The organism is Hongsoonwoonella zoysiae (assembly GCF_013266695.1).
GTDB lineage: Bacteria > Pseudomonadota > Alphaproteobacteria > Rhizobiales > Stappiaceae > Hongsoonwoonella > Hongsoonwoonella zoysiae.
Map to the genome: position 1 here is coordinate 137,548 of NZ_JABRXF010000003.1, position 12,118 is coordinate 149,665.

Here is a 12,118-nt window from a genome sequence, read left to right on the forward strand (position 1 = left end):
GATATCGCTCACGGTTTCGGGGCCGGCTGAAATTCCGATTCAACCAGCTAAGATATTGATTCAGTAACGTAAGATTTGGAATCACATCCGCCGGATGCGCGGGGCGGCTGGCGCGTTCAGCATCAGTTCCGAAAGCGCATGGACCAGCGCGTCGAGCCGGTCCGGCGAGTGGCCGGAGGAAAGCCCGTCGGGCGCGAAATCCGCCATCTCGTCTTCAAGGTCCGGAAAGGCGCCCACATGCGCCACCTTGCCCTGTTCGTAGAGCAGCGCCACGGGTTCGGCGCGCAGCCACTTGCCGCGTGTCGCGTGAACCGTCTTCACCGGCACGCCCGCGTCGATGCCGGCGATGATCGCGCTCACCATCTCCCCGCCCTGGTTCACCTCGGCGATCAGGCAATCGGCCTCGAACATGCGCCAGGCGGAAATCGCAGCCCTTCCCCAGTCGGCGGGCCTTGCCCGCTTCAGGCTTCTGTCGGCGATCACATAGGCGCGTCCGTCCTCCGCCAATCCCGCGACGATCATCCCGCAGGCGTCGGACCGTTTGCCGGAGCTTGCGGGCGGATCCACCGCCACGACGATGCGTTTCAGCTCCGGCGCTTCGCTCACGCGCGCCCGTTCCAGCATGTCGCGGGACCAGAGCGCGCCCGGCCTGTCCTCCACCAGTTCGCCGTCCAGTTCCTGCCGCCCCAGCCGCGTTCCCTCGTAGGTGCGTTTCAGCGCGGTCAGAAAGCCGGGCGCAAGGTTCGCGCCGTTCGCCCGCGTCGGCGCGCGGGAAAGGGCGGTGTCGCCGTCTGCCATCAGGCTTTTCACCAGTGGCACGGGCCGCGGCGTGGTGGTGACGAGCTGGCGCGGGTTGTCGCCAAGTCTGAGTGAAAATTGCAGCATGTCGAATGTCGCCTGCCCGTGCCGCCATTTGGCAAGCTCGTCACACCAGGCGATGTCGAACTGCGGACCGCGCAAGGCTTCAGGGTCTTCGGAGGAAAAGGTCTGCGCCACCGCCCCGTTCGGCCATTCGAGCCGCCGTCGCGAGGGTTGCCATTCGGGCCGTTCCGCCCTGGGGTGGACGGAAAGTATGCCCGACACCCCTTCCACCATCACCTCGCGCGCATCCGATATCGTCTCGCCCACCAGCGCGATACGGCCTGCGGGCCGCCTTGTCGCCCAGCCGTGACCCATCGCCATCGCCCGCACCCATTCAGCGCCTGCGCGCGTCTTGCCCGCCCCTCGCCCGCCAAGCAGCATCCACACCCGCCAGAGCCCGGCGGGGGGAAGCTGGTGGTCATGCGCCCACGTCGGCCAATCGTGTTTGAGGAATTCAAGCTCCTGATACGACAGTTCTTTCAGGAAATGGTCAGCCGTCCCGTCTGATCCGTTCAAGACGTTCCGCAAGCTCCTGGCGCAGGTCATCGGCTCCCTTTCCGCTGTCTTCCTCGGCTTCCGGCAGGCTCGAGCGCAGCTCGATCAGCGTGTCCAGCGTTCGCGCAAGGCTTGAAAGCGTGCGCGCCGTCTTCTCCGCTTCGCTCACGGCATCCACCCCTTCCACGGGTTCCGGCGGGGCCTCGCCCGCATTTAGCCCCAAGCGCTTTTCCAGCCGCCCGATCTCCACATCGAAGGCGCGGTAAAGCCGGTTTACAAGCTGGCGCATCCGGCGCGGATCGCCGGCAATCAGGATCGCGCGCGCATCGGATCCGGCAAGCCAGCCGTCGTCGCGCGCCCGCTGCGCCACCGCCTTGCGGGTCACGCCCAGGCGGTCGGCGATTTCGTTAAAGCTCACCCCGTTGGTTTCGTGGTCGCGCCGCGCCTCGTCCCAGGCGACAGGCCCCGGCCGCCTCACCGGCTTGCCCGCGCCAGCGCCCGGCGGCCTTCCGGCCCCTCGCCTTGCGGCCGGGTGTGCCGGCTTTTCGGCACGCGTTTGCCCGCCGCCGGCAGCGTCATCGCCGTCGTTCGTTTGGATCGTCATGTCGGTTTTCCTGGGTTGGTTTGTGGTTCTAAACGCCTGTCATTCCCGCGAAAGCGGGGCTTACTCCCGACCTGATTGGGGAGACGAAGACCCGGCGACCCATTGGGCGTTTCAAAATTCGCAGATGCCGGATGGGTGCCCGGGTCGAGCCCGGGCATGACGGAGGAAAGGCAATGCCTGTCTCAAAGACCCGGTCAAGTAGCGCCTGCCAGTTAGGCCCCCGTCTTTCAGTCGGCGGACTCTCCATTCGTCATTGCCGGGCCCAGACCCGGCAACCCAATGCGAATTGGTCGCAGCTGCAGAAGCAATGGCAATCTTGGAAATATCTCGCCCACCTACGGGCCGTCACTTCACCATCGATTCAACTGTCATTCCCGTGAAGACGGGAATTTCGCGCAAATGGAAGATGACGCCCATCCCATCGTAGCCCGCCGCCGTGAAGATGGCGGGTGACATGCGGAGCGAAAGCCCCCTGCTTCCAACCGCCCCACCTCCAGAAACGAAAAAACCACCGGCCTTTCGAACCGATGGCATCCTGAATTATTTCCTATTTAAGCCTGTTCCGGCTTCCAATCGTTGCCGGTCATGCCTCTTACTGGCCTTCACCCGCCGCCGCCAACCAGCGCCCCTCATTCCCGGAACCCCGTCAGCCGCAGTTTTCCGACCGTGCCAGAACCCTACCGAAACACCGTCACGCTGTCAAGGATTTTTTTCCTATTTTTGTGTTCGGTATATTTACAAGGTACGGTTGAGAGGCGGGCGAGCTTTTGATTGCTATTTCGAAAATCAGTGGAATTGCCCGTCACCTCCAAGTGGAAAGTGGGAGGGCTAATAATGGTCCGTGCATATCTGGACGCCAGCGGTAAGTCCTCGGATCCAGTCGTGGTAGTCGCGGGGTTCCTTGGGTGGCAAGAAAATTTTGCGGAATTTGAGGAAAGATGGAAGGCTTTTCTATCTGAGTTTGGACTCGATCATTTTCATGCAACTGAGTTCTGGGCAAAACAATCACGCCCCTTTCGTAACTGGAGTGATGCTCATCATCTAAAGGCACGCCATGACATTTGTAGAATACTGTCAGAAACTGGGCCACCTTTCGGGATTAGCGTTGCGCTAAATGTTGAAGTATTCAATCAATGGCGTTCCAACCTGGATCATTATTATCCATCTGATCCGTATTATTTTTGTTTGGATCGAGTACTGAATACTTTGATCTACGCGACTGGCTCAAAGGATGATGAGGGCATTTTAATTTACTGCGACCAAGAGAAGGAGCATGAATCTATGGGTTCCGATTTGGCGCAGTGGCATGAAGCGAGACTTCGGAACGATCCATCTCTGGCAACCAACCCTGTAGAAGCCCAGAGGGATGTAAGTATTCTTTATGGACCGAAGCGAACTCATATTTCTATGCAACTGGCGGATATTTTCGCGAATGACACCTTTAAAATGGTACGTGACTATTTAAATTCGGGCGTATACAGAGAACAACAATTCACCCGATGCCTAAAAACATTTCCAAAACGGAAAATTTTCACCTACTTCTATGAAAAAAAATATCATTTTACTATTGATTATCACCTCCGCCTCCAGAGAAGAATCTAAATTCGATAGGCCTACTCTTTTATACTAAACGATTTCTGCCACCAGCATTAATCGGGCGATGTTTGCTCACCTTACTCATCTTTGGACCCCGCGTTTTTCCGCGCCTGACCGATGTTAGCCCCCGGATAACCCGCCACACGCATCCTCCATCTCGCACGTCTCGATCATTTCAAGATCGGCCCGAATTTGCGGCTCCGTCGTTTCCATCTCGTAGCGGTTTTGCAGGTTCAGCCAGAACTCCGGCGTGGTTCCGAAGTACTTTGCGAGGCGTAGGGCCGTGTCCGTCGTGATGCCTGTTTCCTCGCGCACGATCCGCTCGATCCGCGTGCGCGGTATATGGCACGCCTTCGCCACCGCATAGGCTGAAAGGCCGTGCGGCTCCATGAATTCCTCGCGCAGGACCTCGCCAGGATGCATCGGAGGAAGACGGCGTTCACGGGTCATGACAGAAGCTCCCGGCATCACTTGTGATAGTCGGTGATTTCCACGTCATAGGCATCGCCGTCTTTCCACGCGGAACAGACTCTGAACTGACTGTTGATCCGGATCGCGAACTGGCCCCTGCGATCTCCCACAAGCTCATGCAGCCTGTTGCCCGGAGGCGATCTCAGGTCCTTCAACTCACTTGCAGCATCCACCATTCGCAGTTTTCACCGCGCCATCTTGATGATGGTAGACGGCAGCCCCGCAGGAAACAGCCCGTTGAACACGTCTTCGGTCGTCCGGTTCGCGAAGCTTCGGATCATGGTCCCGTCAGAAGAAAGAACGTATCATTTCCTGATACGTTATACAAGGAATTTGTATCATCAAACGATACATAAAATCATGGACGGCCAACGCCCCTCCCCCGGCCTCACTCTCCCCAGTTGATGTTTTTCGCCGGCAGGGGCTTGAGCAGGGTTTCCACATTGTCGGAATGGGCGACGACCACGCGGTTCCGCCCCTGGCGCTTGGCCTGGTAGAGGGCGGTGTCCGCCCGGCTCATGGCGCCCGCGATACAATTGTCGGATTCGAGCGCCTTTGCCACGCCGATGCTGATGGAAAGGGCCGCGCAAACGTCGCTTTCCGGCAGTTGGCAGGTCATCACCGCCTTGCGCAGGCGTTCCGCCACTTCCTCGGCCTCCTGGAGCGTGCAGTTCGGCAGGGCCACGCAGAATTCCTCGCCGCCGATGCGGCCCAAAAGGCCGTTTGATCCCAGTTCGCCCGAAAGCGCGCGGGCGATATCCTTCAGCGCATAGTCGCCGGCGGCGTGGCCCAGCGTGTCGTTGATCTGCTTGAAATGGTCGACGTCCAGCACCGCGACCGCAAACGGGCGGCCCAGGTGGCGCGCGCGCGCCAGTTCCTTGTCGGCGCGGCGGATGAATTCACGCCGGTTGAGCACGCCGGTCAGGTCGTCGGTTGTGGCCAGCCTCTGCAGTTCGGCCTGCGCTTCCTGCAACTGGCGGAAGTCGCGCTCGCGGCCGATCTCATGGGCGATCCAGTCTGAAAAAAGCCGCAGGATTTCCTTGTCCGCATCCGAAAACGGCTTCGTGCGCGGGCCGTCGGAGCAAAAGCAAAGCGTGCCGTAGGTTTCCCCGTCCACCACCAGGGGCGCGCCGATGTAGCTTTCCCGGCCCAGATCCTCGTAATTCATATGCAGCGAGTAATCGGAATCGCCGCCAAATTCGACCGTCACCGGACGTCCGGTTTCCACCACCTCACGACAGTAGGTCGTGGAAAGTTCGCGCGTCACGCCCGGCTCGAAGTTCCTGGACCCGCCGACCGAATGGGCGATCTTGTGGACATTCCCCTCTATGGCGGCGACGAGGCCGTTTTGCAGGCCGAAGACTTCCGAGCCGAGCTTCAGCACCGCCTCGATCTTCTGCCTCGCGTCGAGCTGCCTGCTGGATGTAATGCGGTAAAGCCCCTGCAGCACCCGCTCCACGGTTTTCAGGTGGGTGATATCCGTGGCGAAGACGAAGATCGCCTCCACTTCGCCGTTCTTGTCGAAATCCGGCGTGTAGCAGAGGTCCACGTCGCGGGTGACGCCATCGGGATAGTCGAGCCTTGCGGTAAACCTTTGCACCTCGCCGGCGCAGGCCGCCTCGTAATAGGGCAGCACCGTCTTCAGGAAGTTTTCGGACATGAAGTCCGAAGCCTTGCGCCCGATCAGCTCCACCCTCGTGCGCCCCAGCCACGAAGCGCCCAGTTCGTTGATCGTCCGGTAGGTGCGGTCGCGGGCAAGCTCCGCGATGTAGCACGGCAGGCTGTCGTTCAGGATCCTCAGGCGCAGTTCCGCCTGCTTCAGGCGGGCCTCGGCCTGTTTCATCGCCGTGATATCCGTGCGAACGCCGGCGATGCCGCCGTCTTTCGTGCGCCTTTCGTTGACGAGCAGCCAGCGCCCGCCGTCAAGCTCCTGTTCCACCGGGTGGGGCTTGGGGTCATTGTGCGCGGCAAGCCTTGCGTCCAGCCATTCTTCGTCCGAGAGGCCGCCGGTATTGTATTCGCCGTGTTCGAGGCCGTAGCGCAGGATGTCGCGAAAATGCGCGCCCTGCACCATTGCGGGGGCGGATTTCGGGTAGATTTCCTTGTAGCGCTGGTTGCAAAGGATCAGCCGGTCGTCGGCGTCGAAATAGGCGAAGCCCTCGCTCAAGGATTCCAGCGCGACTTCCAGTTGCTCATGCGCCGATGCCTTTTCCCGTTCCAGGTTGCGCCGCCAGCTCACATCCCGCAGTACATAGACGAAGGCTGCGATCTCGCCGTTCTCGTCGCGCATCGGCCCACTCGTTCCGTCGACGGTGAAGGTCTCGCCGTTCTTGCGCTTGCCGCGCATGCGCAGGCGGTCGCTCGCGGCGGCTTCGCCCGCTTTCTCCCGCCAGCTTCCGACGGTCTCGTAATCTTCTTTCGACGCATAGAGAAACATCGGGTCGCGGCCGATGATCTCATCGGCCGAATATCCGAACATGCTTTCTCCCGCCGCATTCACATAAATGAACTTGCGGTCGGTGTCGGTGATGAAGACCGCATCCTCGAACTCCGAGAACAGGGCCGTGAGCGTCGCCGTGGATACTCCGAAGTCAAGCATCTAGCGCTCGCATCGAGATATGTAGAATCTCTTCATAGAATATGCTGCGCAACGGACGACCCGGTCAGTGGCGCGTCCGTTCCTCCCCTTTAACCATTCGGGACAGGATATAACCTGTCTTATTTAAAGGAGTCTTCAGTAGGCGGCTCGATCACGTAATCTTCATAATTCTCGACCGCGATATCGTCCTCGGGGATCGTGCGCCCGCGCACCGAAATTCCCGCCTCATGCACCGTTTCCGCCGAACCCGACACAAGCGGGTGCCACCAGTAGAGATCCCGCCCTTCGGCGATCAGGCGATAGGCGCAGGTCACCGGCAGCCAGTGCAGCTGTCTTACCGATGCCGGCGTCAGGGGCACGCAGTCGGGCACGGTTTCGTGGCGCTTTAGATAGTTTTTGCAGCGGCAGGTGCCGTCGTCGAACAGCGTGCAGGCGATTTTGGTCCAGGCGATTTCGCCGGTATCCCAGTCTTCCAGCTTGTTGAGGCAGCAGCGCCCGCATCCGTCGCAGAGCGCTTCCCACTCTTGCGGATTCATCTCCTCCAGCGTCTTCGCCTTCCAGAAAGCTTCTCCGGGTTTCGTGCAGTTCTCTGCCATGGCCATCCGCAATTCATGCCTGTCGCCGCGCCTTCCCCCTGCGGATCGCGGCAAGGACTTGGCGGTACTTGTCATTTGATGCAAGGTCAATCCGATTCCATTATAATATTGGTCGGACCGGCGGGAATTTCGGGTTATCCCTCCGGCGGACCATGTGATTGAGCGAAACCGGGCGCAAGTATTTTGAGTACGCGATCTTCAGGACCTGAAACCGGCGGGAAATCGCCAGTGCCTCCGGCGGGCCGTCCTTCCTTTCCCGTGCGGATATGGCGCGAATTGCGCCGCGGCATGCTCTCGGCCGATGCCTGGGTCGACACCGCGATCTGGCGTTTTTTCACAGCCCTCAGGCGGGGGCTGGAGGGCTACTCCGCGTTCTTGCGGAAATTTCGGGCACGTGGCTTCGGGCGGCTCGGCGCGGAACTGGGCTCCGATGCCCTGACGTTCGGCCTCGGCGGACTGGTCGTCATGCTCACGTTCGCGTTACCCGCCTTCGAGGAAACGGCGCGTTCGGACTGGAAGACCACGGAGGATTTCTCCGTCACCTTTCTGGACCGTTTCGGCAACGAGATCGGCCACCGCGGAATTATCCTCAACGACACGGTCCCGCTGGAAGACCTTCCCGACCACATGATCAAGGCCGCCCTTGCGACGGAAGATCGCCGTTTCTTCCATCATTTCGGCATCGATGTCATCGGCACATTCCGCGCGATGGTGGAAAACGTCCGCGCGCGCTCGGTCGTCCAGGGCGGTTCTTCGCTGACCCAGCAGCTCGCCAAGAACCTGTTTCTTTCCAACGAGCGCACGCTGGAGCGCAAGATCAAGGAAGCCTTCCTCGCGCTCTGGCTGGAAGCCAATCTCACCAAGCGCGAAATCCTGAAGCTCTACCTCGACCGGGCCTATATGGGCGGGGGCACCTTCGGCGTCGCGGCCGCATCCAAATTCTACTTCAACAAGAACGTGCGCGACCTGTCGCTTGCCGAAGCGGCGATGCTTGCGGGCCTTTTCAAGGCGCCGACGAAATACGCCCCGCACGTCAACCTTCCCGCGGCCAGGGCCCGTGCAAACGAAGTGCTGACCAATATGGTCCAGGCCGGTTTCATGACGGAGGGGCAGGTTATCGGCGCGCGCCGTAACCCCGCCGTCGCCGTGGATCGCAGCCAGGAACGCGCACCCGACCATTTCCTCGATTACGCGTTCGACCAGTTGAAGGAACTTGCCCGCACCAAACCGGCTCTTGCGAAAGACCGCATCGTGACGGTGCGCACCACGCTCGATCCGGGCCTGCAGCGTCAGGCGGAGCGCGCGGTGCTTTCCACCTTGCGCGAATATTCCGAGCGCTACGGTGTGGAGGAAGGCGCGGTTGTGGTGCTCGTTCCCGATTCGGGCGCGGTCCGCGCCATGGTGGGTGGCAAGAACTATGGCGCCAGCCAGTTCAACCGCGCGGTCGATGCGCTTCGTCAGCCGGGTTCGTCCTTCAAGCCTTTCGTTTATATCACGGCCTTCCAGAACGGGTATGAGCCAAAGTCGGTCGTGCCCGACGCACCGATCAACATCGGCGGCTGGAGCCCGCGCAACTACGGCCGCAGCTACCGCGGCGCGGTCACCCTTAAGACCGCCTTGACGAAATCGATCAACACCGTTCCAGTGCGCCTCGCCCAGTCGCTCGGCCGCGACAAGATCGTTGAAAACGCTTATAAAATGGGCATCACCAGCGAGTTGAAGATCACCCGCGCGCTCCCGCTCGGCGTCGCGGAGGTCCGCGTCCTCGACATGGCCGCCGCCTATTCGACATTCGCAACCGGCGGCAAGCGCAGCAAGGCGTTCGCCATCCAGGAAGTGAAGAATTCCAGCGGGGATATCATCTACGAGCACGCCCGCGAAGCGGCCCCGCCCGAGCGCGTCCTGCAAGAAAAAGCAGCGATGGAAATGAACGACGTCCTCGTCAATGTGGTTGAGCGCGGCACGGGCCGCCGGGCGCAGATCGAAGGCGTCGTCGCCGCCGGCAAGACCGGCACGACACAGGCTTACAGGGATGCCTGGTTCGTCGGTTATACCGGCAATTACGCGGCCGCAGTCTGGTACGGTAATGACGATTTTTCCCGCACCAACCGCATGACCGGCGGCTCGCTGCCGGCAATGACCTGGCAGTCGATCATGGAATATGCCCACCAGGGGATCGAGCTGAAGACGCTACCGGGCGTCGAGGCGGAAACGAAGCCGGATGCGGCTGCGGTGGCGAAGGTTAATGCTGACTCTGCCGGCTCAAGACCCCGCCTGTTGCGTGAACAGTCCATGGCGGTGTTGAAGCAGATCGGGGAAAAACTCTCCGAAATTTCCGTTCCCGCGCTCCCCGGCCAGCGCGCCGAAGCCTTTCCGGACGCCAATGTGGAAACAGTGACCCGGTGAGCACGATCGAAAGTTTCAACCCGGAGGCGACATGGGTGCCGCCGGACAGGCGCCCGGCGATCTTGCGGCCCTCACGCCGGCTGGGCGCCCTGGCACTTGCCTACATACTTTTCGTCGCGCTCCTCACTGGCCTTGGCAGCGCTTATCTCGCTGTCGAGAAGGGCGAGCTTTTCGGCGCGCTTCGCCTCGGCCTTTGGGAGGCCTATCCGGACGCCGGCACCCCCGATGCCGATCCTTATTCGGCAGCCATGTATGCGCGCACGGGCCGAATTCCGCTTGCAAGCGGCGAAGGCCTTGCCTTTATCGCCGACAGGGACGGTGCCGGCCGCCCGCTCGATCCCGGTTGCGACTACAGGATTTTCGGCAAGACCGCGCCGTCCCGCCTGTGGACGCTCGTCTCCATGAACCGCGAGTTCCGGCTGGTCGCAACCGTTGCGGGGCGTGCGGGCCTTTCGAGCGACCATCTCCTTCGCAAGCCCGACGGCAGTTTCGAGATCACCGCCGCTCCCTATGCCAGGGCCGGCAACTGGCTTCCGACGGCGCCAATCGCCGACGGCCTGGTCTTCGTGCTGAGGCTTTACGACACTCCGCTGACAACCGGCACCGGCGTGGCGAACGTGGATATGCCCGATATCGAGCGGGGACGTTGCCGATGAAGTCATTCGCCCTCGTCAGGCTGGGTCTGCTGACGCTTGCAGGCATTTTCGTCGGCGGGATCATCCATGTGGCCGTGGTTCTTGGTGTTCCCGCCCAGGTTCCCGATCTCGCCTATGAAAGGATCGGCCGCTTCGGTGCGGATGAAGGTTTCGTCCGCCTGCCGCCGGTTGCCGCCGGCTCGGAAACGCTGGCGATGCTGGATTCGGCAATGTCCCATGCCGCCTGCCGGTATCAGCTTGAAACCGGGCCCATCCGCCTGGAGGCAAACATTCCCGCCCCCTTCTGGTCGTTCGCGCTGTTCAACCGTCGCGGCGAGACGATCTATTCTTTCAACGACCGCACCTCCGGCACGGGCCGGTTGACCATGCTGGTGCTGACTTCCGATCAGTTGAGCCGCCTGCGCGAGCAGCCTCCGGAAAATCTTGAGGATATGATCGTCATCGAAACGGAAGCGGACGAAGGCTTCGCGCTGCTGCGTGCGTTCGTGCCGGATTCCCTGCGCCGGGAAGCCATCGAAACATCACTCGACAAAGCGGTTTGCGAGAAACTTTGACTGCGAAGTCCGCTACTTCTTCTCCACCGGGCGTTCCAGCCCCCAGCCCGTGTAGATGCGAGAACGCTTGGCCACACTTTCCTGCCCGAAGCGGTTGATACCGGTGCAGCCCTTTTCCAGGAACACGATCTGCGCGGCTAGCCGCTTCCATGCCGTATTCGCATCCCAGATCTTGTCATCCGACGGTGTCTCGATCTCAAGCGCGTCTATCGCGAAACGGTAGGATTTCAGGCGGTAACGCAGCGACAGAGCGGCCCAGGAAGTGAATTGCCTGTTTTCCCAGACCCGTGCCTGCGCCCCGGCCAGTTCTTCCTTTGTTGAAATATCGCGCCGGCCGAGCGCGCGAAGGCGCTCCTCGTCGGCCGCCGCCACGCGTTCGGCCACCTCGCAAAACGGCAGGACGAGTTCCGCATCCCCTAATGCGTCGGCAGCAACGCGGTCGTAGCGCACATCGCTGGACTCGTAGCGGTCGGAACGCAGATAGGAGTAGTATCGGCCCGTATCCAGCGTCTGATCCGCTTCAGGCAGGATGCGGGTGCGAATGAGTTCCACCTGCGATCCGGCGATCCAGTCTTCGGTGTAGGGAGGCCGGATCAAGGTCCATCCCCGATCGCGCAACAAGCGCTCGTCGTCGGTAAGGTTGAACCGCGAAACGGGCTCGCCACGGTTGCGCGCGGCTTCATAGCCGATCGCGGGCAGCACTTTGTCGTGGACGACGGAAGGTTTCGGCCGGTCGAAATCTCCGGTCGGGCGCGAACAGGCCAGAAGCGATACGCTCACGACTGCAAGCGCCAGCAAGCCGGCCGAGCGCGCGGTCGACGCACCGTTCTGTGCAGGCCTCTTGTCACGCCGATCGCGCATTCCTGTTTCCGCCGCCTTCCGTCGAGCAGCCGTCAAGGCGCTGGGCCCACCCCGGCGCGCGGCGATCAGACCGGAAAGCCCGGACCACGCTCTTCAGACTGCTGACGGTCCAGCTTGCGCCCGATTCGGGCACTCAAATCAAGCCCTTCCCGTTCGATACGGACGCCGGGAAAGATCACGACGACGCCTCTTTCTTCGCCTTTCGCACCGGAAGCCCTGACCTGGCGGGTCGTGCGGCGCGGCGCTTCGGCAAAGTTCAGTACGGTACCCATCGCATCCTCCATCGTAAAACCGGGCCTGGGAGCCCGGTCGAAGGCGACGCCCTACAATGCACCTGCGGACAGTTGGCGCGGGTTCCGGTTAACAAGGTGTTAACAACTGCCCTCGCGATAGTTACCGAAAGAATCGCCGTAAATTCC

At 61.2% G+C, this 12,118-nt stretch carries 11 protein-coding genes and 1 pseudogene; 4 read left to right on the plus strand and 8 right to left on the minus strand.

The window, feature by feature from the left end:
* Positions 1–81: 81 nt before the first annotated feature.
* Both HPQ64_RS17035 and HPQ64_RS17040 read right to left on the minus strand, forming a co-directional pair.
* Positions 82–1,407 (minus strand): terminase large subunit domain-containing protein, encoded by a 1,326-nt coding sequence (locus tag HPQ64_RS17035; protein ID WP_172889795.1) that lies wholly within the window; start codon positions 1,405–1,407, stop codon positions 82–84.
* Entirely contained in the window at positions 1,352–1,960 is a 609-nt protein-coding gene (locus HPQ64_RS17040; protein ID WP_172889797.1) for a hypothetical protein, read from the minus strand. Before HPQ64_RS17040 ends, HPQ64_RS17035 begins: the two co-directional genes overlap by 56 nt.
* Positions 1,961–2,794: 834 nt before the next feature.
* Between HPQ64_RS17040 and HPQ64_RS17045 the strand changes: the two genes are divergently transcribed.
* Positions 2,795–3,562, plus strand: coding sequence for a DUF3800 domain-containing protein (locus HPQ64_RS17045; protein ID WP_172889798.1), 768 nt, complete (start codon positions 2,795–2,797; stop codon positions 3,560–3,562).
* Positions 3,563–3,676: 114 nt separating this feature from the next.
* On the opposite strand, the gene HPQ64_RS17050 is transcribed toward HPQ64_RS17045, so the two are convergent.
* The 4 genes and pseudogenes from HPQ64_RS17050 to HPQ64_RS17065 form a co-directional block, all read right to left on the minus strand.
* Positions 3,677–4,006: a HigA family addiction module antitoxin gene (locus tag HPQ64_RS17050; protein ID WP_172889800.1), complete on the minus strand. Its 330-nt coding sequence runs from the start codon at positions 4,004–4,006 to the stop codon at positions 3,677–3,679.
* A 17-nt stretch (positions 4,007–4,023) separates the two neighbouring features.
* A pseudogene (locus HPQ64_RS17055) lies at positions 4,024–4,308 on the minus strand (type II toxin-antitoxin system RelE/ParE family toxin).
* A 107-nt stretch (positions 4,309–4,415) separates the two neighbouring features.
* Positions 4,416–6,626 (minus strand): sensor domain-containing diguanylate cyclase, encoded by a 2,211-nt coding sequence (locus tag HPQ64_RS17060; RefSeq protein WP_172889802.1) that lies wholly within the window; start codon positions 6,624–6,626, stop codon positions 4,416–4,418.
* 119 nt (positions 6,627–6,745) lie between these two features.
* On the minus strand, positions 6,746–7,228 hold the full coding sequence (locus HPQ64_RS17065; RefSeq protein WP_246270813.1) for a YcgN family cysteine cluster protein: 483 nt from the start codon (positions 7,226–7,228) through the stop codon (positions 6,746–6,748).
* Between the two features lie 282 nt (positions 7,229–7,510).
* Here HPQ64_RS17065 and HPQ64_RS17070 point away from each other — a divergent pair, with 282 nt between their 5' ends.
* Genes HPQ64_RS17070 through HPQ64_RS17080 form a run of 3 tightly spaced genes read left to right on the plus strand, consistent with a single transcriptional unit; the run spans position 7,511 to position 10,838 of the window.
* Complete coding sequence (locus HPQ64_RS17070) at positions 7,511–9,628, plus strand: transglycosylase domain-containing protein (protein ID WP_172889805.1); 2,118 nt, start codon at positions 7,511–7,513, stop codon at positions 9,626–9,628.
* A complete protein-coding gene (locus HPQ64_RS20745; RefSeq protein WP_172889807.1) occupies positions 9,625–10,284 on the plus strand; it encodes a DUF1214 domain-containing protein in 660 nt (219 codons plus the stop codon). Before HPQ64_RS17070 ends, HPQ64_RS20745 begins: the two co-directional genes overlap by 4 nt.
* A complete protein-coding gene (locus HPQ64_RS17080; protein WP_172889809.1) occupies positions 10,281–10,838 on the plus strand; it encodes a DUF1254 domain-containing protein in 558 nt (185 codons plus the stop codon). The genes HPQ64_RS20745 and HPQ64_RS17080 overlap by 4 nt, the downstream gene beginning before the upstream one ends.
* A 12-nt stretch (positions 10,839–10,850) precedes the next feature.
* On the opposite strand, the gene HPQ64_RS17085 is transcribed toward HPQ64_RS17080, so the two are convergent.
* Together HPQ64_RS17085 and HPQ64_RS17090 are read right to left on the minus strand one after the other, a co-directional pair.
* The gene (locus tag HPQ64_RS17085) at positions 10,851–11,699 is read right to left on the minus strand and encodes a hypothetical protein (protein ID WP_210260350.1); all 849 of its coding nucleotides are present in this window, start codon (positions 11,697–11,699) and stop codon (positions 10,851–10,853) included.
* A 65-nt stretch (positions 11,700–11,764) separates the two neighbouring features.
* Positions 11,765–11,971 carry a hypothetical protein gene (locus HPQ64_RS17090; protein WP_172889811.1) on the minus strand — a complete coding sequence of 69 codons (207 nt, stop codon included), beginning with the start codon at positions 11,969–11,971 and terminating at the stop codon, positions 11,765–11,767.
* Positions 11,972–12,118 lie beyond the last annotated feature (147 nt).